The sequence below is a fragment of the Roseofilum capinflatum BLCC-M114 genome (assembly GCF_030068505.1).
Taxonomy (GTDB): Bacteria; Cyanobacteriota; Cyanobacteriia; order Cyanobacteriales; family Desertifilaceae; genus Roseofilum; species Roseofilum capinflatum.
This window is the reverse complement of the sequence record NZ_JAQOSO010000010.1, coordinates 27,946-50,444: the sequence shown is the minus strand read 5'-3', so window position 1 is coordinate 50,444 and position 22,499 is coordinate 27,946. Positions and strand designations below refer to the sequence as shown.

The following is a 22,499-nucleotide window of genomic DNA, read 5'->3' as shown; positions in this document are numbered from 1 at the left end:
GGGAATGGGGAATAGGGAATAGGGAATAGGGAATAGGGAATGGGGAAAACCAGGTTTTTCCCTTTCCTTACAGAGTCTATAAAGGCCTAATTGACGGTGGGAGTGAGGGCGGTGCTGTCGGCGACGCGGACGATATCGCCTTCGTTGATAAATCCTGCGCCTAAAACGACGATGCGATCGCCGACATTCAGACCTTGTTTAATTTCTACATTCGTGGACTCTCCCCCTAGGGTAGAACCGACTTCGACCCTGCGGGCGATCGCCTGATTATTCTCGTCCACTTGATAGACAATGGTGCTGCCATCGGCCAAAGGTTGCACCGCTTCAGCCGGAACCACTAACCCTTGCACCATTTGCGCCGTAATACTCGCTTGTAAAAACATCCCCGGTCGCAACACAGAAGACGAAGGTAAATCCACCTTCACCGTGGCTTGGCGAGTATCGGCATCCACTAGGGGGGCAATTTCTCGAATTTTGCCTTTAATATTAATCCCACTATTGGCATCCGAGGTTAAGGTCACCGGGGCCCCGATATTCACCTGACTCAGTTGGGTTTCAGGGATTTTCAGTTCCAGTTCCAAAGCCCCCTGATTAATAATCCGAAATAGGGGCGTTTGCGGACTTGCCAAATCTCCCACCCGTGCTGTTCGTTCGCTGACGATGCCACTCGATGGGGCAGTGACTTGAGTTTGAGCCAGATAGGTTTTCTGTTGTTCGACCCTCGCTTGTTGGCTTTGCAGTTGGGCTAAGGCCGTATTCACATTAGCCGTCATACTGCTGATGGTCGCTTGGGCACTGTTCACATTAGCCCTCGCACTGCTAATTCTGGCTTCGGCGCTATTAATATTTGCCTTAGCTACTTGTACTGCTTCCCTAGCATTTGTAGCTTTCGTGCGGCTTAAATCCACCTCTTGGGTACTAATGGCTCCTTCTGCGGCTAAAGTTTCCGATCGCGCCAAGTCCCGTTCCGCTTGTTCGAGTTCCGCTTGGGCTTGAGCTAAAGAGGCGATCGCCTGTTGTTTGCCCGCTTCCGCTTCCTCCTTTGCCGCCAAAGCCCCTTGTAGAGCAGATTTCGCCTGCTCCACCGCCGCTTGACGCTCTTGCACCACCGCCCGACTCGCTTCTACATCCGCCTCAGCTTGACTAATTTGGGTTTGCAGAACTGAGTCATTTAACACTACCATTAATTGTCCTTTTTCCACCCAATCCCCTTCATCTACAAGCACTTGGCGAATTTGCAAGTCCATCACCTGAGAGACGACAGGTAATAAATCATATGCGTCCACCGTCCCAGTAGCCGTAAATGTGCGGGGTATTCTCTCTAATTCTACTGTGGCTAGAGTAACTGTTTGCACCGGGTCAGCCGATTGAGAAGCTGTCACCGGTTGCACGGGAGTAGGTTCAGAACGGTTCAGGGTAGTTAGGGCATAGGTTGCCAATGCGCCTGCCGCTAGGCCAATACCCAAACCCACCAGCAATCCGGGTTTTCTTTCCGCGATCTTTTGAGGACTTATGTTTTCAGTCATTGGAGTTTCTTGGTCTTCCGTTGATTTTGATGAATTTTCCATCTCACTGACTGGCTGTTCACTCATGTCTCCCTCCGATTTTGGACGCTTGTGGTTCTAGGCATTGGCTTGGCCTAAGGTGGAGTAATCTTTATTTATCTTTTATATTATTACGCATTGTAAAGCTTGTCGTGCAACTTTGTAGCAAATCGCTGGTTATGGGATTATCTTTTTTGTCACTCTCCGAAACAGATGGGTCAAATCCTGATAGCGCTTCGGGAGCGATCGCTTCCAGAGTAAAATTAATCACTCTATAGTTTCATCAATATCCCGACTCATAGGTAACAGACCTCAGCTAATATCCGTTCGCCAATAAGGTTTCCTGTAATTGTTTCACCAGGTCATCCAGTACAGGTAATGCAGTTGGAAGTTCCATTCTATTCACTCCATCCCTTTTCTCCATCCATTTTTAAGCGATCGCCGATGACATTGAGCGATCTTATGGCCGTATCTTGAGTCAATCATGGCACAATAGGAAATCCAAAGGTCAAGAGGTACAGCCGTGGATTGGTGGAAGAAACTACGCAAAAATCCCCTTGCTCAGGTAGGGGCAGTGATTCTGACGGTGTTCTATATTGTGGTGATTGGGGCGGGTTTTTTTGCCCCCTATACGCCCTACAGTTCTCAACTTAATGGCTCCCTACTGCCTCCCACGCCGATTGAGTGGTTTAATGAGGGACAGTTTTCGCCGCGAGTCTATCCCGTCACCCAGGGCGCTACAGATTTAGATACGGGCGATCGCCCCCTAATTATAGACCGTAGCCAACCTTCCCCCCTACGCCTGTTTGTCCAGGGCGAAGACTACAAAATCCTCGGTATTATCCCTGCCAATATCCATCTCTTCGGCACAGAAGGAGCAGGGCGGATCAATCTTTTGGGCACAGATAGCCAAGCCAGAGACCAGTTCAGTCGTCTCCTCTACGGCGGTCAAATTAGCCTCAGTATTGGCTTAGTAGGAATTTTGATTTCGTTTCCCCTAGGGATGATGGTGGGGGGTATATCGGGCTATTTTGGCGGCTGGGTGGATGCCGTGTTAATGCGCCTGGTAGAAGTGTTAATGACCATTCCCGGTATTTATCTCTTGGTTGCTCTAGCTGCGGTGATTCCTCCCCAACTGAGCAGCGCTCAACGGTTTCTGCTGATTGTGATTATTACCTCCTTTATCAGTTGGTCAGGACTGGCACGGGTGATCCGAGGTCAAGTTCTATCGCTCAAAGAGCAACAATTTGTGCAAGCTGCCAAAGCCATGGGAGCTAATCCGTTTTATATTATTATTCGCCATGTCTTGCCCCAAACGGCTACCTATGTGATCATTTCTGCAACTCTAGCCATTCCTGGGTTCATCGTTGCTGAATCGGTGTTGAGTCTGATTGGCTTAGGTATTCAAGAACCCGATCCCTCTTGGGGTAACCTATTATCCGCCGGAACCAATGCCTCGATTTTGGTCTTGCAACCTTGGTTAATTTGGCCTCCGGCAATTTTGATTATTTTAACGGTTCTTTCGTTTAACCTTTTGGGGGATGGGTTGCGCGATGCCCTCGATCCTAGAAGTTTACGGGAGTTTAATTAAAACGGGGATGAGTGCCTTTGGCTTCCCCCATGGCGATCGCCTATTCTTCTGATTCTTCCTCTGATGCTTCTGGAGACTCTTCGGGAGTCGGTGAAGGGGTCATCGGAGAAGGTAGGGGGCCGGGTTCTTGTCCTTTTTTCAGCCTCACCAGCAGGTTGTACCGGGTAGTACGGGGACTGGTAATGGCAGAGGTGACACCAATAGAGTCAAAGGCCTGAAAGAGATTATCTTGATCGGGAGGGATAATAATGGGTAGGGGTAGGTTTTGGTTAAACAGGCGCTCGATGTCGGCGTAAAAGTAGCCACTTTGGGAACTCAGACCTTCGGGGATACTGGTAGTAAAGGCTTCGCTAGTTGCCAGGGGATTTTCGAGAGGGGCGATCAGGCGGTTGGCGATCGCCGCACCAAAGGTCATCATTACTAAGTCATCGCTTAACCAGGCTCGGCTAATGTCAATAATGCCAAAGGGGAGCTGCCATTGGGTGACTTCCATTTCGCCCAGGGTTTCTGAGTTAATTTGTACTTGATATTTATCTTGCATCACTTCATCGAGGCTGGCAAAGGTTTGATCGGCTGTTTCTCGATCGCCCGTATTCACCATCACTGCAAAGCCGAAGGGAATGGGGGACGCACTTTGATCGGCGGGTATCATGGCGATCGCAAATGGCCCATCCATCCACGCGAGTAAATCTTCTTCTAAATTCAATCCCGTGGTATCTAATAAGCCTTGTTTTAAGCCTTCTGGATTGAGGGGCGCTAACGGATTCCCCTCTACACCGGTCGTATACTGATTCCACACTTGATTAAAATTGCTGCCCGTGAGCATCATCAACGTATCACTGGGCACATACTCACCGAGATCCAAGTTCAGGCTATCCGGGGTTAATTTCTGCTCCGCTTGGTTACTGAGCCAAGTAATCCCCTGAAATAAGAGACCATTAGAGACCACTTCTACCGTTGCCGCTAATCCCTGATTGGTTTCTAACTGTTCTAACTCTTCTGGGGCGATCGGGCGTACAGAATTCGCTGCTGCGACTCTGGTAGCTTCAGGAACATTTACATACACACGAGCCAAAGCTGAAGTGGTTCCCAACTGTTCCAAGGCATTTTTATATCCGGGAGTCGAAGCCACAGAAGCCTCTCCTTTGAAGGTATCAATCACCCGATCCGTGGCTTCTGGAGCGCTACTAATAACCAAATATCGGCCCTGCAAAACGGTGGAGGAAAACACCACCTCTGCATCGGGTTGGGTTTCTTGGATTTCAATGTCTTTATAGGTGCGTTTCGTCAGGTCTTGATCCACTAATTTCCCAGAAATTTCTTGGGCTTTCAAGGGATTAGCAATAGGAACAACCATCACCCAAGAGGGTTGTTCGAGCATCACCATCCGTTCTTCTTCCGAGAGGGTTTCATCCTCAGTAATTTCTGGCGCTAAATAGGCCCAGGTCACTTCTTGTCCCACCCAAGGCTGAATATCTTTGAGATAGTTGAGTTGGGTTTGGGTTTGGAATTGATCGCGCAGTTGGGCTAAGGTTTGGTCTAACGCTGCTTGAGTATTGGGTGTACCAAAGGAGCGTAAATTTTCCCATTGACGTTCATTCGTCGAGAGGGAAATGGTCATCAGGGAATTTTGGGGAACCACATTGGCTCCGAGTTGCATATCTTGGGGAACTTGAGTCCGTCCGATAAAGAACCAATAGGCCAAGCTACCGGTTGCACCAAGGATGACGATTCCAGCGATCGCCAATAACCCCAGTTTTTTCTGGGAATCTGAAAGATTTTGCAGCACAGTTGGAGGTATTTTAGTAGACAATGTACAAAAAAATATAAAATTACTATGATCGTAGGATACGCAAGGGTTTGTGCGATTCGTTCCCGCAAAAATGGAAGCCGGTTAATGGCGGAAGTGTAAGCAGGGCAAGAATTCTAAGAACCTTGACAACTCAATTTCCGTGATGGTGAAAGTCCATCCCCGTATATGTTGCGGTGACAGCATAACCCCCATTATAGAGGACGGGTAATCCTTTAGGGTAAAGCGGGGTTAAACGGCGGTAACTCTGAATCCGACCGGAAATCCCGTCTAGCATCTAGTTATGGGTAGGAATACGAAAACTCAAGTAGTAACCAGCGCAAGGTATATAGGGGATGGGTGACTATTAAAATGACTAAGCGATCACGTCAACCCATTAAAGAGGAGAAATCCTTGTGACCCTTGAGACCGAAGAGTATGACGAAAAATCCCTCAAATTCTTGAGTAAAAACCCTGACTGGCAAGAACTGGCCAAAGACTGCGTATGCTTTGCCAATGCCAGAGGCGGTGCGATCCGGATCGGTATCGAAGACGGTGAAACCCAACCCCCTGATGGGCAAACTATCTCCCCCGACTGGATCGAAAAAATCAGCAAGCGCATCAATGAACTCACCCTCAATGTCACCCTTGCCCCCCGGATCGAGATTGCCTCCAATGGTAGCCAATATCTGCATATCACCATTTCCCGCTCCCCTAACGTCGCCTCCACCAGCGATGGACGCTACTACCTTCGGGTTGCCGATACCTGTAAACCCGTCCTGGGCGATGATATCCTGCGGCTGATCAACGAACGCCCCACCGCTCCTTGGGAAACCCTCACTACCCAGCAAGTGCCCCGCGATCGCATCGACTCCGGCAAACTCCAAGCCTTCTGTCACGGTATCCGTAGCTCCGATCGCGTCAAAACCTCGGTCAAAGAAAAAACTGACACCGAACTCCTGGATCACTACTTCCTCGCCCAAGAGGACTGGCTCACTAACCTCGGTATTCTTTCTGTCGGTCAACGGGGAGATCGCGCCCGCTTAGGCACAGCTCCCGTAGTGCAATTCCTCAAATACGACCAACAGGAGCAGAAAGTGAATAAACTCCTGTGGGATGACTTTTCCCTCTCCCCCATTGAACTTGTAGAAGCCGTCTGGACTGAAATTCCCGACTTCCGCGAACGCTACGAACTCCCCGACGGTTTATTTCGCCAAACCCTTCCCCTCTACGATGAAGCCGTTGTGCGGGAACTGCTGGTCAATGCCCTAGTTCACCGTCCTTACACCCAACGGGGTGACATCTTTCTTAACCTCTTTTCCGATCGCCTGGAAATCGTCAATCCTGGCCCCCTGCCCCTCGGTGTCACTCCCCAAAACGTCCTCCACACCACTGTTCGCCGTAACGAAAACCTCGCCCGTATTTTCCACGACCTCAAACTGATGGAACGGGAAGGTAGCGGCTTCGACAAAATCTATGAAATCATGCTCTCCCAAGGACGCAGGCTACCTCTACTCCAAGAAGGCAGCGATCGCGTAAAAGTCACCATTTATCGACAAATATTGAAACAAGAGGTGATTAATTTACTGGCGATTGGCGATCGACAATACCAACTCACCCAACGGGAAAAAATCACCCTAGGACTGCTGGCGCAAAAGGAAAGTCTCAGCACCCGCGAACTCTCCCAGCAACTTTCTCTCTCAGAAGGACAGGCTCTGACCTCCTGGCTCGGTCGGTTGTTGGACTTCAACTTAATCAAACAAACCGGACAAACGAAAGGAACTCGTTACTCTGTCGATCCTGAAATGTTACGCTCCATTGCCACTCAGCACCGCACCACCCTACAACTGATGGAACCCCATCGGTTAGAAGCTTTAATTCTGGAGGATTTACGCCGCTATCCCCAATCAAGTATTAGCGAAATTCATCAGCGCACCGCTCCCGAACTCGCACGATCTCGAATTAAGCGAACTCTAGAGAGGTTAATTGCCCAAGATCACATTACTCAAACTGGAGAGAACCGATGGCGGCGCTATAGCCTCCATCCCTAAGTCTATCGATCAAACTGCTTGATAGACCTTGATAGATAGGGCAACTTATCCCTCGTTCATAATAGCTGTAACCCTTGTATGATAAAGCTTTTCCTCTTACATCTTCCTATCAAGCACGCTTGATCGATAGACTCCCATGAACCCATAGACCAAAGACTCCATCGGCTGGGAAACGGTCAAGGGTTGTTGCCCTAGTTAGGGAGAAGAGAGAATACTTAATTCTACGCGATCGCCATCCTCAAGGGGTCGAGAACTTTGCAACACATAGCGTTCCCCCGGTTCTAAACCGGAGATAATTTCCACTTCACCATCACGGGTTGTTCCCAGGATGACCCGCCTAGAGGTTACCGTGTTGTCATTGTCCTCATTCATCAGAAATAGGGTAGCATCCTCACCTTCTCGCTTAACAATCGCCTGTTGGGGAACTCGGATCGTTTGTCGATCGCCCACTTCAAAGTTCGCCCGTGCCAATAATCCACTCCCCAAGCGCCCACTGCGGTTAGAAAGGGTGACTTCGATGGGAATCAATCGCGCCACCGGATCGGCTACTGGGGAAATCTGGGTCACTGTGCCCGGAAATTCTTCTCCCGGAAAAGCATCTAAAGTCACCGACACATATTGACCTACATAAATTTGATACAAATCCAACTCGGAAACTTCCACCTTCACTTTCACCTGGCTAAAATCCCCAATTCTCAGCAACTCATCCCCTGGACGCACCACCGTCCCCGCTTCCATCCATCGCTCTAAAATTGTCCCGGAAATGGGCACTTCGACTTGGGTATAAGATTCACGCTCTTGGGCCTGACTGACAATCGCTTGTTGGACGCTCACCCGTTCTTCGGCGGCTGCGATCACTTTATTTTGGGTCATTACCTGAGCTTCGGCCGCTCGTAGGGCTTGTTTAGCTCTTTGGGCAGCAGTGCGAGCTAATTCGGCATCCTGTTTAGAAATGGCTCCTTCGTTATACAAGGTTTCCAACCGTTGGGCATCCGCTTCAGCTTGGCTTAATTCTAGTTTGGCGATTTCAATTTGGGTTTGCAACTGGCGAATCTCGCTTTCACTTTCGGCCACTTCTACGCGACGAGCAGACAGTTCCGCCTGAGCTTGGTTAATGACTGCGGTGGGTAAGGCTTTATCAATTTCGGCAATCACTTGCCCTCGACGGACGCGATCGCCCACATCTACACTCAAGTAAAGCAGTTGTCCTTCACTTTGCGATCGCAAAATCACTTCCTGAATGGGTTCCGTGGTTCCCGTATAGGTTAACCCATTCCCCCGATCGCCAGCCGTAGCAGTCGCCACATCCACAGAAATGGTCTGGGGTTGATTGGCAACTGGTTGCGAAAACGCACTCGATTCAGGTCGAGGGAGCAATTTACATCCCGTCGTCGTCAATAATAGAGCCATCAGTAAGAGCAGTCTTAGGGGAGGACATTTGATGGCGATCGGTTGATTTCCCATGAGTTGCTCCCTCAATAGATTCCCATCCCGATCCGATCCCTTCCATGGAGTGAATTGATCCCGTTGCCTCATAAACCAAATTGGGGTTAAGGTGACATCTGCATAGCCAGCGAAAATCTTGGGGGTTCTTGTCCACAAGATTTCCCTATATTGTAAACAATTGTGCCTTCCACTGGTGGACATTTCTCAATTAACCCAGACCAGAGGATTTAATCTCTTAGTTGGACTCTCCCTATGAACAGACGACTAAAACGCTCTCATTTTATCTCCTGTCTTTTTGCTCTAAGCCTGACCCTCAGTAGCTCTAGCGCTCTCCTATGGCAAGCCGTTGCCGAAGCGAAAACTGTCACCCTAACGATGACATTTTTTGGGACTCGGCGCGAGGTTATTGGGCAGGGTCAATTCAGTTATGATGATGCCCAGCCCTATCGAACCATCGAGGGGATAGACTACTTTACCCTCTCAGATTTTGAAGCCACCTTTGGTTCTCAACAGTGGTCTTTAGATGATTTGGTTTCTGGGAGTCAACCCCTACTCTGGGCCCCAGAAGGTGAATCCTATCCCACACCGCGCATTGCGACCATTGGTGGATTTGGAGCTTTGACCCAGGGATGGGCATTTTATAAATCCAGAACCGTTGATAGTGAAGATTATGGCGTATTACTGATTAAAAACCCCGCTTATCGGAATCAGGGAGATTTTGCCCTCACGATTGGGGTACAAGAGATTACCCAAGGAGGGGTATTTCAAATTGAAGAAAGTCCGTCTAATTCGTCCATGGGTCTTGATGCTCAACCCAGGTTGAGTCAACTTTGGAAATTGGGGTTAGTGGGGGTGGGCATATTTTAGTGAGTAATGAGTAATGAGTAATACCTGATCTTGTTCTTCTCTAGGAAACACTTGGGTTGATACTTTGCCGACATGAAAAACGCTCTGCTGGCAAGCCTTCAAAAGTGGGACGTTCCGGGAAAAATGGGTTAAATTATTACTTGTTACTTATTACTGGATACCCTTCTCCTTGACCCGGAAAAATATGATGACTGCTAAGTTCCCTACCCTTAACTGGATCTCCTCTGTTTTAGCGACTACTGTAACCTTAGTAACTCTGAGCTGTGTGGTTCCTGAAGTGGCTCAAGGAGAAAGTACAACGTCAAATTTCACTAGCAGCATTGACCTGGCCCAAACGGATCGGAATGTTCCCCAAAGTATCTACAATACGGGACAATCTGCCCTAGAGCAACAAAACTTTGAACAAGCCATTACCTACTTTAATCAGGCGATCGCCATCAATTCTCAGTATGCCCAAGCCTATCAGGGTCGTGCTTTAGCCCGCGATAGCATGGGAGATTACGAGGGGGCGGCTTCAGATTTACGCATAGCTGCTAGTCTATATTGGCGACAGGGCAATGCTAGTGCTGCCTATCAGGCCATTCGCCTGATCGACCAAATGGGTAAAAAATTTGTCTGTCGTCAAAGGGGCGATCGCTGGGAAACCGTCATGAAGCTAGACTCCAAACTCTATCCTCTCATCGTCTGGCACGATCAAAGGGTACTCGATATTGACGACAATGGAAACCCGGTTTTTCTGGAACAAGATCCCATGGGAGTTGCCCTGATACCCGATTTTAATCGTACCGTGGTAGAAATTCAAAATGACCAAGGAGCAGTGGTAACAATGACTGTCGCCGAAAAAAATACCCAGCTATCAGCCCAAGGACGTTGCACCAGTGTTTCGGAACGTTTAGATAGTATTGGTGATGCTCTAATTAATAGGGGAGCGCAAGAGTTCTTCAGACTTGAAACCTTGGAAAAGATCGTTGAAGAAACAACCGAAACGGGCGAAGTTTTAACCTTTAAAAATAATATTCAAGTAGCGTGTATTCCTGATGCTGAGGGTGTATGCGATGAGCGCAATGCTATTTTTACACTCACAGGAAAAGCAGAGGGTGAAGGAGTTCAAGAAAGTAATCAAGAACGCCTAGAGCGCTTAATTCGTTTGATCGATCATCCCGGTTCAGGCGACCCCATTCATAATTAGCAGTGCTATAACAATGATTAAATTAATTGGAAACATCACGAATTACCCGCTCTAAACCTGCCACAACCCGCGCCAACTTCCCATAATCAATTTTATCCGGAGTATCTTCAGCCCTGTGATAATAGGGATAGCGAAACGGAGCCGTGTCTGTAACCATTAAACCGGGATATCCTTGCTGCCAAAATGACCAATGATCTGACCATCCAATTCCGGGTAACAGGTTAGGGAGGGCTGCACCTTCCGAGGGAAATTGCGTGTGCTGACGAAACGAATCAACTACTTGTCTTACCCAGTCTCCAGAATCGAAATTACCAATAAAGGCGATAAAGTTTCCTTGCATCGGATAAAACAAATTTAAAGGCGTGGGATACTGCTGACTTCCGGGTTTATCAGAATAATATCCCATGGTTTCTAAGCTCATCATCCCGACAATATTATCTTGGCGCTGCTGACAAATTTTGGCATAGACTAAACTCCCCATATCTTCTGTCCAGAAAAAGGGGGGTTCTTCATTGACAAATTCCACAAATCTCAGGGTTCGCTGTTGCCCTTTCCCCGAAAATCTACGAGCTAAGGCTAGGACTGCTGCTGCTCCAGAGCCGTTATCATTAGCTCCGGGAACATTGGCGACAGAATCATAATGAGCGCCAATCACAATAATTTCTTCGGGTTTAGTTGTGCCTGTAATTTCAACTTCTAAATTATCAAATTCTTGGTCATCAACTGTGTATTTGTAGTGATTAACTGGATATCCTGCGCCAGTCAATTGACGTTCTAAATACTGAGCCGTTTTCACTAAATTATCATAGGCCAGATAATTATGGGGTTCGGAGGCAATTTTTCTCACATCCCTTTCTAGTCCTTGTGCTAATTGCTGCTCTTCTACGGTCAGAGGTGACAGGGCATCCCGATAACTTTCTCCTGGCATCTGTAACATGGTTTTCCATCCTCCCCAGGCAATACTTATCAAAATTATACTCAAGATCGACACTCTGATCCAGGTCGATTTGCGCTGAAATCCCCAATTGAACTTTTTCTTGATCATCTGGATCGTTTACCCTAAAATAAATCCTATGATAAATACAATCTCACTCTATAACCCTGATGACTATTCCGGCGTTTGATTTCAGTCACTATTTCCCTTATTCAGAACTGACAGATTATTTAACTCAGATGGCTCAAGCTTATCCAAATTTGATGCAACTGGAAAGCTTAGGAATAACGGAGGAGGGGCGAGAGATTTGGTTAGCGACTTTGACCGATCAAACGAGTGGAGAGGCTTTAGAAAAACCGGGATATTGGATTGATGCGAATACTCATGCAGCAGAAGTGACGGGTTCGGCAGTGGCTTGTTATATTCTCTATCAGGTTTTAACCCAATATAACCAGGATGACAAAATCACCTATTTCTTACAAAACTATACTCTATATATTCTCCCCAGAATTGCGGTAGATGGGGCAGAAAAGTATCTACAAACTCCCTATAATTTGCGCTCTAGTCCCCGGCCCTATCCAGAATCGGAACAGCAAGAGGGGTTATATCCAGAGGATGTGAATGGAGATGGATTAATTCTGAATATGCGGATTAAAGATCCCTGTGGCGCTTGGAAAATTTCTGAGGACGATCCGCGCTTGATGATTCGTCGAGAACCGGATGAGTTTGGAGGCAGTTACTATACTCTTGTGCCGGAAGGTTTGATTCATAATTATAATGGCTATGAGTTTAAGATTGCGCCCGCTTTAGAGGGATTAGATTTTAATCGTAATTATCCCTATTATTGGCAACCGGAAGGGGAACAGCAAGGAGCTGGAGATTTTCCGCTTTCTGAAATTGAAACTCGTGCAGAAGCAGAGTTTTGGCGCAAGCATCGTAATATTAATGGGTTTATGACCTATCATACGTTTGGAGCGCTGATTTTACGTCCTTATAGTACCCATCCCGATGACCATTTTCCGACAGCAGATTTAGATATTTATCAATTCATGGGCAGACAGGGGACGGCGTTAACGGGGTATAAGTGTATTGGGATTTATAAGGATTTTCGTTATGACCCGAAAACGGTGGTTTATGGGGCGATGGATGATTATGGGTACGATCATTGGGGATGGTTTGGGTTTACGGTGGAACTCTGGGATGCGGCGAAAGCGGCGGGTGTTGAGAAAGAGAATAATATTGAGTGGGGACGGGAGCATCCGGTAGAGGATGATTTGAAGATTTTGCAATGGAATGATGAGTATTTGCAGGGGAATGGGTTTATTGATTGGCAGAGTTTTGAACATCCCCAATTGGGAGCGGTGGAGATTGGGGGATGGGATATGAAGAGGATGTGGAAAAATGCACCAGCGAAGGCTCTACCGGAAATTTGCGATCGCCACTTTCAGTTTGCCATCACCCACGCGCTGATGTCTCCCCGGTTAGGGGTGGCTCGGACTGAGGTCAGTCACGAAGGCGCTGATATTTACCGTTTAACCGTTCAATGGGAAAATTTGGGATTTTTGCCCACTTACACCAGTAAAAAAGCGCTAGAGCGGCAAGCAGTGCGCCCTACGCGGGTGAAATTGGGGCTACCAGAGGGAGTTACCCTGATTAGTGGAGAGCAGCAGCAGGAGATTGAGCATTTAGAAGGTCGTTCTAATAAGTGGTTCAAAGCCTCTGCGAAGGGAACCGACTATCGCACCCATCGCAGTTGGGTAGTGAAGGGGAAACGGGGAAGTGAGGTGAGGATAGAGGCGATCGCCGAACGGGCCGGAACAGTGCGAACTTCGGTTATCCTCAGTTAGACACTCGGTTTTTAGCGGGTAATCTCAAATCTAGAAAAGAATGGTAGGTGAGAGTGTCCCGTTAAACGGGAAACAGATAAGATATTAGGTTATTGTCTGAACTCATTAAACAATGATCCAATCTAAAATACAGTCTGTTGCCTGGGGGATGATGGTTAGTGGGTTACTCTTCGGGGCGATCGCCTGCCAACCGTCCAATGCTCCCACCACTCAAGGCGAAAATTCCACCGAAAACACCGAGTTACCCGGAGCAGGCGTAACCGTGAGATCCGTCCATAGTAGTCTCTTGGAAGAACGCTTCCAGACGGAAATTGTCAACCAAGCCCTAGAAGAATTGGGATACGAGACGGCAGAAATTGCCGAACTTGAAGTGGCTACTATGGTAGTCGCCATCTCTAATGGAGATTTAGACTATACCACTATCCATTGGGAAAATAACCAAAGTAACTTATATCAAAACAGTGGGGGTGAGGAAAAATTAAGTAAACTTGGGGCGATCGTTCCCAATCTTGTGCAGGGATATCAAATTGATAAAAAAACCGCAGATGAATATCAGATTACTAATTTAGAACAATTACAAGACCCAGAAATCGCTAAACTCTTTGATACTGATGGCGATGGTAAAGCTAATTTAATCGGATGTAACTCCGGTTGGGCTTGTGAATTGACCATCGAGCATCATATCCAGGCGTATGACTTACAAGATACGGTAGAACAGGACGTAGGCCAGTATTCAGCCTTAATTGCTGATGCGATCACTCGTTACAATCAAGGTGAATCCGTGTTGTTCTATATCTGGACTCCATTTTGGCTCGGCAGTGTCTTGGAACCAGGGGAAGATACGATTTGGTTACAAGTGGATCAAACGGATCTGCCGGGAGAACAACAAGCCTTAACGGAAGCAGACACCACAGCCAACGGAAAAAACATTGGTTTTCCTGTCGATCGCATGAGGATTTTAGCCAATAAAGAGTTTGTGGAAGCCAATCCTGCGGCGAAAAAGTTATTTGAAGTGGTGGAAGTTCCCATTGAAGATATTAGCGACCAAAATAATCTGATGCGACAGGGAGAAGATACACCAGAAGATATTAAGCGCCATGCTCAAGAGTGGATTGCTGACAATCAAGAATTATTTGACAGTTGGGTAGAACAAGCCCTAGCTGCTCAGTCTTAAACCCCTTAGTAGGGGTAGGTTTCAAACCCGCCCCTAAATTAGAATAACTATAACTAGGATTCTTGCCCAGCATGGTAGGAACTGCGAACTAAGGGCCCGGAACGGACATGATTAAAGCCCATATTGCGGGCAATTTCCCCTAATTTCTCAAATTCGTCAGGATGCCAATAGCGCTGCACCGGGAGATGATCGAGGGAAGGGCGCATATACTGACCGAGGGTGAGGCGATCGCAATTAATCCCCCGTAAATCCTCCAAAGTCTCCACAATTTCCGCCTCGGTTTCCCCATGGCCCAACATTAACCCGGATTTGGTGGGAATATGCGGATTCACCTCTTTCACCCAGCGCAGCACATCCAAAGAGCGCTCATATTTCGCCCCTCGGCGCACCGGACGCTGTAACCGTCTCACCGTCTCAATATTGTGGTTATAACAAGCCGGATTCGCTTCAGCTACCTGAACCACTAACTCCCGTTGGCCGCGAAAATCTGGGGTTAACACCTCAATTTCCGTACCCGGATTCACTTCGCGCACCCGCTCCATGGTCTTCACAAACCATCCGGCCCCCTGATCGGGCAAATCATCACGAGCAACGGAGGTTAAAACCACATACTTTAAGCCCAACAATTGCACCGACTCAGCAATTTTATCCGGCTCCTCTGGATCGAGGGGCATGGGAGCGTGGCCCTTATCCACCTGACAAAAGGCACAGGCACGGGTACAGGTGGGGCCCATGAGTAAAAAGGTAGCGGTTTTTTGGCTATAACACTCAGCCCGGTTCGGACAGCGCCCCTCCTCACAGATAGTGTGAATCTGCCGTTGCTTGATAATTTTTTGTACCGTGGACAGTTCGCTGGCCTTACCAATAGGGCGACGCAACCAAGGCGGAAGGGTCGCTAAGGGCGATCGCTCCCCCGTCTGGGTAGAAGCCTGTGCAGCAGCAGTAACCGATCCGTGAGACTTGTTAGCATTCATAGTTAACGATAAGTAAGGTTCTCAAACGACTCCAGTGATTAGGGTCAGAATTCTATTATCATTGATCAATAAGGTAGAAGAGAGAGTGATTGCCCTTATGTTCTTCAATCATCATAAGCGTTCACTCACTCCAGGTCTCTTCTGGATTTACCTCGAAATCTGAACACCACCGTTCAATCCACTGCTCAATTCAGGATTACTATTCAATCGTCACCCTCTCAAGGAGTTCATCGTGGGACATAAAATTCTAGTCATTGATGATAGTCGTGTCATCAGAGCGCGAGTTAAGGATATGTTACCTAAAGGTAACTTTGAAGTCGTTGAAGCCAAAGATGGCGAAGAAGGACTCAACTGCATTCGCCAAGAACAGCCCAACTTGATTATGCTCGATTTCCTCTTGCCGAAAGTGAGCGGATTTGAGGTGTTCCAGCAAATTCAGAATGATGGCCAGTTGCGTAAAATTCCGTTGGTCTTGATGTCGGGACGCAAGGAAGAGGTTACGGAAAAAATTAAAGAACCCTTTGAATTTTGGGAATTTATTGAAAAACCCTTTGAACAAAAACAGTTAGTTAACGCGATTAAGTCGGCCATGGCCAAAGCCAAAAAGACTCGGCCGCCATTAGAGGGAGACACCAGTGGGGGACAAACGGCTGGGACTGCTTCAGAGGCTGCACCTGCGGCAGGAGCATCTGGGGCGGAAATTGCTGCCTTGAAAGAGCAGATTGCTAAAATGCAAGCCGAAATTAATGCGCTCAAGAAACAAGTGGCTCAAATTGAACCCTTGAAGCAACAGGTGGTGAAGATTTTCAACTTTGTTAAGCAGAAGGTGAAATAAGGGGATAGAGAATATTACCCATTACCCATTACCCATTACCCATTTAATCGAGGTCTCGGCGACCTTCTAAGGCACGAGCTAGGGTGACTTCATCGGCGTATTCTAGATCGCCTCCCATGGGTAATCCAAAAGCGATTCGAGTCACTCGTGTAAAGGGTTTGAGGAGTTGACCGATATAGAGAGTTGTGGTTTCCCCTTCCACACTAGGACTAATGGCTAGGATCGCTTCTTGAATGTTCTCTTGGCTGACTCGTTGCACCAAGGATTGAACGGTGAGTTGTTCCGGGCCGATGCCATCCATGGGGGAAATGACTCCACCCAGAACATGGTAGAGGCCTCGGTATTCTCTGGTTTTTTCTAGGGCAATCACATCTCGTGAGTCTACCACGACACACAAAATTTGGCGATCGCGATTAAGATTGCTGCAAATGCTACAGATTGGATCGGCGGAAAGGTGATAACACTTTTGACATAAGCCGACTTGTTGTTTGGCATCGAGTAGGGCCTGGGCCAAAGCTTTAATTTCTGCTTCTGGCCGTTTGAGAACATGAAGCGCTAGGCGTTGCGCTGTTTTGGGGCCAACACCAGGTAACCGTTGAAATTGCTCGATCAGACGAGCTAAAGGACTAGGGTAAACCGTTTTCTTGCTCCTGATTAGTACAGATCCTTATCCAGGGTAACAGGGTAGAGCCTGGTTTTGCCTTTTGCCTTTTTCTGAAGAATGGGATACCCTAACACAATGTAGTGTTTGCACAGGAGATCCATTGGGTATGACTGTCCATGATTTACTCACATTAGTTCTACTGCTCAGTCCCGGAATTCTCTTATCTGCTCTGGTAATGTTTACCTTTGCGGCTGGAGGATAGGCGAAAAATTAATAATTGTTCATTGTTAAATGTTAATTTTTCATTGTTAAATCTACATCGCTCCCGCATTTTTTTGAAATAAGACCACAATGGTTTTCAAGATGAGTTTAATGTCATGCAATAAACTCCAATTTTCTTGATATCGCAAATCCATCTGAATGACCGTTTCAAAGTCTCGAATAGACGATCGCCCATTTACCTGCCATTCTCCGGTCATACCGGGTTTCACATCGAGCCGTTGCCACTTAGGAATCTCGTAGCGCTCAATTTCATCGGGGGTAGGGGGACGAGTTCCCACTAGGCTCATTTCCCCCTTTAAGACATTCCAAAACTGAGGCAGTTCATCTAAACTGGTGCGGCGTAAAAATTTACCGACACGGGTAACCCTAGGATCGTTTTTGTTTTTGAAAAAGGCTCCTTCGGCTTCGTTTTTCACTTGATGTTTTAAGGCTTCTGCATTGGCAACCATGGAGCGGAATTTCCAAATTTTAAACCGTTTCCCCATCCAACCACAACGGATTTGACCAAAGAAAATAGGCCCAGGGTCATCAATTTGAATGGCGATCGTAATGGGAAGAAACAGCACTGCTGTAATTCCTAAACCGACCAAGCTACCGACAATATCGAGTAACCGCTTCAGAGGCGATCGCACGGATGGATGGGTTGTCCCAGACACTTCAGTCACCTCTTTTTCTGGTGCTAAGAGGCACTCCGTACCCAAATCAATCGTAAACACCTCTTTGAGTCCGGTTAACTCAAAAGCCATCTTCACTTGCGGATGCAGGCTCCAAATGACCAACTCGATTTCATGGGCTTTAGCCAGTTTCAGGCATCCGACTAAAGCACCAATGCCACTACTATCAATAAAAGTGGTTTGTCCCAAATCTAAAACAATCTGATTGAGATCCGATTGCCGATCGCAGACCTGCTTAAAATAATCCTTAAAAGCGACCGCTTGAGTCACCGTAAAATTTTTCGATAACTGCACCAAACCATACTCCCCAAAGGAAGTCATGGCAAACTCAGGGGGACTTGCTGGATTGTTCATATATACATTCCGGAGAGTTGATCGAAGTCATATGCTGCTAAAACCGAAAAAGCACCCTATGGCGATCTTGAGAAAGTCAACTCAACGGCCCTTTTTCAGAGACCGTTTCACCGTCTCATTGGCGATCGCCATTAACGTAGACCGAGAAATCTTTCGAGGAGAATGAAGAAACCGTACCAGGTCTCCTGGAGACCAAGCAATCGGTACTCCTGCCAACGCCAGATCCTGAGCTAACTCAATTTGGCGATCGTCAGTATGCTCTTTATAGCATTGGGCACGAGGAACCAAAATATAAGGTTTAGTGGTTCGATCCAAAAACTTGAGCATTTGGGGGTCACAGTGGCTAATGATCAGACGAGCCTGATCCCCGAACTGAGTTAACTGGGCCTCTGAAAGATCGACAAAACAGCCTTCAATGTTGGGCCAAACTGTACAATTACCATATTGCACGATGAGTTCTTCCTGGATAAATCCCCGTTTCAGGAGAACTTCCAACCAACTCATCAAACGATTAAAGGGATAGGGTTCCTTGCCCACCGTTGTTACAATCATTCTGTTCCATTGCGATCGCTAGACATTCTATAGATGCATTAATATTCCCATCATCTGAAATTAAAATATCCTGCTTTGAATCTGAGGACAATCCCAAGATCGCCTCCGCGATCGCTGGAAACTTTTACCCGTGCAGGATCTAGCCACAGACTTGAGTTCTGAGTTCATCCGGATAGAATGGGGTCAACTAGAATATAGTATCCTATTCAACTAAATCCAATTGATCGGGATAACTCGCAAACCTCTGTTGATCAAACCCATGAATCAAATTGTTGTTAAACAAATTCAACCCTCCGGCATTTTAGATAGTACCAAAGCTTCTCAGTTCCGAGAGGAAGTGAACACCTTAGTTCAATCAGGTGCTGACTTGATCCTGATTGACCTTAAAGAGGTGACCTTCATTGATAGTTCTGGCTTAGGTGCGCTAGTCGCTGCCTTGAAAACCGTACGCTCTGCTGGTGGAAAACTCTTTATCTGCTCCATTAATGAACAAGTAAGGATGCTCTTTGAACTCACCAGCATGGATCGGGTATTTGAGGTCTACAACAGTCGGGAGGAATTTGAGCAAAGTCTGGCGGCTAAGGAATAGCGATCGCCTCCCGGTTAATGAAACTTAACTTGGAGTAGAGATAAATCATCATCCAAAATGGTATTCGAGTTTAACGTATGAATGCAATGGAGCAAATGATCTAACAACTCAGAAGATAAGTGCTGATGGGCGACTAAAAACTCACTAAATGCCTCAAGTCCCCAGAGAGTACCATCGGTCTGATGAATTTCATAGACCCCATCACTAAATACATAGAGGATACTTTGGGGTAGCACCTTACACTGATAAGATTTATACTCTACTCCGGGAAACATCCCAATGGGAAAACCCGGTGTTTTTAGATGTTGAACCTGCATATCGTCCTTGAGATTAGGAGATAAGAGAATCGCTGGAGGATGGCCCGAACTGGCATAGACCAGAGACTGTTCTTGGCGGTGATAGACTCCATACCAAATGGTAAAGTAGCGATCGCCTTGAGTTTCCATCTGAAACGTATCATTAAGACCCCTTAGCACCTGATGGGGTTGAGAAAAATCAACCCCAGAGAGCGATTGAGAGCGCAATAAATTGAGAACAGAAACCGATAACAGGGCCGACCCAACTCCATGGCCAGCCGCATCCACCACATAAATCACAAGCTGATTTTCATCCAGCCAATAATAATCAAAACAATCCCCTCCCAGTTGGCGAGAAGGAATAAACCTCGAATCAATCGAAACCGACTCTTGCAAAGGGCCAGGAAGAAGAGATTTAACATAATCAGCCGCCTCCATCAACTCTTCTTCCAATCTCTGTTTCGCCGTTTGTAAATCCTGACTGAGCTGGTGCAGTCGCAAACCAGCCCGTACCTTAGCCCGTAACTCATTCACCTCAATGGGCTTCGACAAAAAATCATCCGCCCCATTATCCAGGCCTTGAACCCGGTCTTCCACCCCCTCACGGGCAGTCAGCAACACAAAAAAGGTGGTCGTTAAATCCGGATTGGCCTTAATGCGGCGACACACCTCCAATCCATCCATACGAGGCATCATCCAATCGCATAAAATCAATCCAGGGCGCAAACTCTGGGCTTGTTCTAAACCCTCTTCACCATTGGTGGCCACGGTTACATCATACCCTTGGTTCTTAAGAGCTTTGGTTAACACTAACCGAAACAGAGGGTCATCCTCTATAATCAAAACCTTGTACATGATTAAAATGTCATCAGACTAGGAGCTGGAAAATCTGACAAAAGCGAGATCACTTTGATAGCCTATTTGATAGCTTATAAGCAGAAGCACCAGAGAAACAATTCAGTAAGAGGCGTGACCTCAAATCTACCGTCCGTTTCCATCTTACTGATTCCGAACCGACGTAAGGGTGATTCCATCATAAACGTTGAGTTCATTTTTAAATGGTTCTTCACCTGTGCTGATTGCCTGATTAAGGGTTACGCCATTGAAATTGCCCCATAGAGCTGATCTGCAAGTTCATTCTGATGGCCAGGCTTTAGCCCGTGCCTTAGCCTGGTTTGAACATCTTAATCACCCCTCTCTTGCTATTCCTGAAGCCACCTGGCTCCAGTGCAAAACTGCATTTTATGAAGGATTGACCAATGCTGTACGCCATGCCCATCGTCATTTGCCTGAAGATACCCCCATTGATATTGAAGTAATCTTAGCGGCTGATTCGGTCACCATATCGATTTGGGATTATGGTGAAGGCTTTGATGTTGAACAATGGCTGAGAAGTCAACCCCCTCCAAGAGATGATGCAGAAAATGGGCGGGGTTGGTTTATGATGTCCAAAATTGCCGATTTCCTCAGTTATACCGCTACGGAGGATGAGCGCCATTGTTTGAAGCTGATCAAGCACTATTAAATTAGGATTCAATGGAGGCTGGAGGTTACTCCCCAAAACACCAGATGAACAGGGAGACCATGATACTTAAGAAGAGCCAAGGGGGAAGAGAGAGGCTTTTCAACAGACGAATGAGGTCGAGCGCCAGGAGTTCACTGCCCAGATATCCGGCAATTAGGGCCAAGATTAAAATCAAGATTGGCATAGATTGGGTCTTAGTTGAGGAAAAGATGACTAAATTTCACCTTAACTTAACTCGAATCCCTTGGGTAAACTGGCCGCGAAACGCTAAGATCTAGATTGATCTGTTTGATGAAGCTTTGGATACTTTCAATCGTGCTAAGTAATATTGTTGCCGACTTCCGTATCATCTTCGATCGCGACCCTGCTGCCCGGAATTGGCTGGAAGTCTTGTTTTGCTACCCTGGACTCCAAGCGCTGCTCTTTTATCGCGTGGCTCATTGGCTCCAGGTCTTGGGACTTCCCTTTGTTCCCCGGCTGATTTCCCATCTGGCTCGTTGGTTTACGGGGATTGAAATTCACCCCGGAGCAACCATTGGTACAGGAGTCTTTATTGATCATGGTATGGGGGTGGTCATTGGTGAGACGGCGATCGTCGGAGACTACAGCCTCATTTATCAAGGGGTAACTCTGGGCGGAACCGGTAAGGAAAGTGGTAAACGCCATCCTACCCTGGGGGAAAATGTGGTTGTGGGTGCGGGAGCTAAGGTTCTCGGCAATCTGTTAATTGGAAATAATGTCCGCATTGGTGCGGGATCGGTGGTGTTGCGGGATGTGCCTTCGGATTGTACGGTGGTGGGCATTCCGGGACGGATTGTTTATCGTTCTGGGGTTCGAGTCGATCCCCTAGAACACGGACGACTACCGGATGCGGAGGCGGATATGATTCGCACTTTGGTTGACCGGATTGAACAACTTGAAGAACAGGTGCGTGTGCTTCAAGGGAGCAATGGGGTGAGTCTGGAGAGTCAATCTGTCAGTAGTGTCAGTTGGAGTTCCTGGGATCAGTCGGCTATGCAGGGGGAAGTCCTGGAAGTCCAATCCTATGGCTCTAAGCACAGCAGTTGTGCCCTGAAGGATCGAGCGATTGAAGAGTTTTTAGATGGATCGGGGATTTGAGTTAACAGTAAGAGATTAGGGGCTATGGGCGATCGCCTTTAAGAAGGGTTAAGGATTAAGCGATCGCCCGCACTTGCACTCTTTTTGACCGCAACAATAAATTTTCAGTATTTTCACTAACACAAGTAGCTTGGGCTGAAACCCTGAATTGCTGCCGTGTGAGACTAAAATACCAACAAATTAGGGAATAGGGAATAGGGAATAGGGAATAGGGAATAGGGAATAGGGTTGTGGTACATGGCTTTGAGCCTTTAAGACTGTAC

General features: G+C 47.2%; 20 protein-coding genes. 10 read left to right on the top strand and 10 right to left on the bottom strand.

Features of this window, described 5'->3' with window-relative positions; translation table 11 throughout:
- Nucleotides 1-86 precede the first annotated feature (86 nt).
- Entirely contained in the window at nt 87-1,592 is a 1,506-nt protein-coding gene (locus PMG25_RS02670; RefSeq protein WP_283765365.1) for an efflux RND transporter periplasmic adaptor subunit, read from the bottom strand.
- Between the two features lie 475 nt (nt 1,593-2,067).
- On the opposite strand from PMG25_RS02670, the gene PMG25_RS02665 reads away from it, so the two are divergent.
- Nucleotides 2,068-3,135, top strand: coding sequence for an ABC transporter permease (locus tag PMG25_RS02665; RefSeq protein WP_283765364.1), 1,068 nt, complete (start codon nt 2,068-2,070; stop codon nt 3,133-3,135).
- 40 nt (nt 3,136-3,175) lie between these two features.
- On the opposite strand, the gene PMG25_RS02660 is transcribed toward PMG25_RS02665, so the two are convergent.
- Complete coding sequence (locus PMG25_RS02660; protein WP_283765363.1) at nt 3,176-4,948, bottom strand: DUF3352 domain-containing protein; 1,773 nt, start codon at nt 4,946-4,948, stop codon at nt 3,176-3,178.
- A gap of 392 nt (nt 4,949-5,340) precedes the next feature.
- Here PMG25_RS02660 and PMG25_RS02655 point away from each other — a divergent pair, with 392 nt between their 5' ends.
- Nucleotides 5,341-6,975, top strand: a complete 1,635-nt coding sequence (locus PMG25_RS02655) for an ATP-binding protein (RefSeq protein WP_283765362.1) — start codon at nt 5,341-5,343, stop codon at nt 6,973-6,975.
- 195 nt (nt 6,976-7,170) lie between these two features.
- Here the strand turns inward: PMG25_RS02655 and PMG25_RS02650 are convergent, their stop codons facing one another.
- A complete protein-coding gene (locus PMG25_RS02650; protein WP_283765361.1) occupies nt 7,171-8,439 on the bottom strand; it encodes an efflux RND transporter periplasmic adaptor subunit in 1,269 nt (422 codons plus the stop codon).
- 234 nt (nt 8,440-8,673) lie between these two features.
- On the opposite strand from PMG25_RS02650, the gene PMG25_RS02645 reads away from it, so the two are divergent.
- Together PMG25_RS02645 and PMG25_RS02640 are read left to right on the top strand one after the other, a co-directional pair.
- The gene (locus tag PMG25_RS02645) at nt 8,674-9,288 is read left to right on the top strand and encodes a hypothetical protein (protein ID WP_283765360.1); all 615 of its coding nucleotides are present in this window, start codon (nt 8,674-8,676) and stop codon (nt 9,286-9,288) included.
- A 187-nt stretch (nt 9,289-9,475) separates the two neighbouring features.
- On the top strand, nt 9,476-10,477 hold the full coding sequence (locus tag PMG25_RS02640; protein ID WP_283765359.1) for a tetratricopeptide repeat protein: 1,002 nt from the start codon (nt 9,476-9,478) through the stop codon (nt 10,475-10,477).
- A 22-nt stretch (nt 10,478-10,499) separates the two neighbouring features.
- Here PMG25_RS02640 and PMG25_RS02635 read toward each other — a convergent pair whose 3' ends face one another.
- The gene (locus tag PMG25_RS02635; protein ID WP_283765358.1) at nt 10,500-11,459 is read right to left on the bottom strand and encodes a M28 family peptidase; all 960 of its coding nucleotides are present in this window, start codon (nt 11,457-11,459) and stop codon (nt 10,500-10,502) included.
- 122 nt (nt 11,460-11,581) lie between these two features.
- Between PMG25_RS02635 and PMG25_RS02630 the strand changes: the two genes are divergently transcribed.
- Together PMG25_RS02630 and proX are read left to right on the top strand one after the other, a co-directional pair.
- Nucleotides 11,582-13,258, top strand: coding sequence for a M14 family metallopeptidase (locus tag PMG25_RS02630; protein WP_283765357.1), 1,677 nt, complete (start codon nt 11,582-11,584; stop codon nt 13,256-13,258).
- Nucleotides 13,259-13,370: 112 nt separating this feature from the next.
- Nucleotides 13,371-14,432, top strand: a complete 1,062-nt coding sequence (gene proX, locus PMG25_RS02625) for a glycine betaine/L-proline ABC transporter substrate-binding protein ProX (protein ID WP_283765356.1) — start codon at nt 13,371-13,373, stop codon at nt 14,430-14,432.
- A 53-nt stretch (nt 14,433-14,485) separates the two neighbouring features.
- On the opposite strand, the gene lipA is transcribed toward proX, so the two are convergent.
- Entirely contained in the window at nt 14,486-15,406 is a 921-nt protein-coding gene (lipA, locus tag PMG25_RS02620; RefSeq protein WP_283765355.1) for a lipoyl synthase, read from the bottom strand.
- A gap of 229 nt (nt 15,407-15,635) precedes the next feature.
- Here lipA and PMG25_RS02615 point away from each other — a divergent pair, with 229 nt between their 5' ends.
- Nucleotides 15,636-16,241: a response regulator gene (locus PMG25_RS02615; protein WP_347178729.1), complete on the top strand. Its 606-nt coding sequence runs from the start codon at nt 15,636-15,638 to the stop codon at nt 16,239-16,241.
- A 43-nt stretch (nt 16,242-16,284) separates the two neighbouring features.
- Here PMG25_RS02615 and recR read toward each other — a convergent pair whose 3' ends face one another.
- From recR to PMG25_RS02600, 3 genes are all read right to left on the bottom strand, one after another.
- Nucleotides 16,285-16,896, bottom strand: coding sequence for a recombination mediator RecR (recR, locus tag PMG25_RS02610; RefSeq protein ID WP_283765385.1), 612 nt, complete (start codon nt 16,894-16,896; stop codon nt 16,285-16,287).
- A 263-nt stretch (nt 16,897-17,159) separates the two neighbouring features.
- Nucleotides 17,160-18,155 (bottom strand): anti-sigma factor antagonist, encoded by a 996-nt coding sequence (locus PMG25_RS02605; protein ID WP_283765353.1) that lies wholly within the window; start codon nt 18,153-18,155, stop codon nt 17,160-17,162.
- 81 nt (nt 18,156-18,236) lie between these two features.
- Nucleotides 18,237-18,707, bottom strand: coding sequence for a hypothetical protein (locus PMG25_RS02600; protein WP_283765352.1), 471 nt, complete (start codon nt 18,705-18,707; stop codon nt 18,237-18,239).
- 259 nt (nt 18,708-18,966) lie between these two features.
- On the opposite strand from PMG25_RS02600, the gene PMG25_RS02595 reads away from it, so the two are divergent.
- Complete coding sequence (locus tag PMG25_RS02595) at nt 18,967-19,296, top strand: STAS domain-containing protein (RefSeq protein ID WP_283765351.1); 330 nt, start codon at nt 18,967-18,969, stop codon at nt 19,294-19,296.
- 14 nt (nt 19,297-19,310) lie between these two features.
- Here PMG25_RS02595 and PMG25_RS02590 read toward each other — a convergent pair whose 3' ends face one another.
- Entirely contained in the window at nt 19,311-20,447 is a 1,137-nt protein-coding gene (locus PMG25_RS02590; RefSeq protein ID WP_283765350.1) for a PP2C family protein-serine/threonine phosphatase, read from the bottom strand.
- 247 nt (nt 20,448-20,694) lie between these two features.
- Here PMG25_RS02590 and PMG25_RS02585 point away from each other — a divergent pair, with 247 nt between their 5' ends.
- Complete coding sequence (locus PMG25_RS02585) at nt 20,695-21,117, top strand: ATP-binding protein (RefSeq protein ID WP_283765349.1); 423 nt, start codon at nt 20,695-20,697, stop codon at nt 21,115-21,117.
- 25 nt (nt 21,118-21,142) lie between these two features.
- Here the strand turns inward: PMG25_RS02585 and PMG25_RS02580 are convergent, their stop codons facing one another.
- Nucleotides 21,143-21,301, bottom strand: coding sequence for a hypothetical protein (locus tag PMG25_RS02580; protein ID WP_283765348.1), 159 nt, complete (start codon nt 21,299-21,301; stop codon nt 21,143-21,145).
- Nucleotides 21,302-21,432: 131 nt separating this feature from the next.
- On the opposite strand from PMG25_RS02580, the gene cysE reads away from it, so the two are divergent.
- Nucleotides 21,433-22,236 carry a serine O-acetyltransferase gene (gene cysE / locus PMG25_RS02575; protein ID WP_283765347.1) on the top strand — a complete coding sequence of 268 codons (804 nt, stop codon included), beginning with the start codon at nt 21,433-21,435 and terminating at the stop codon, nt 22,234-22,236.
- Nucleotides 22,237-22,499 lie beyond the last annotated feature (263 nt).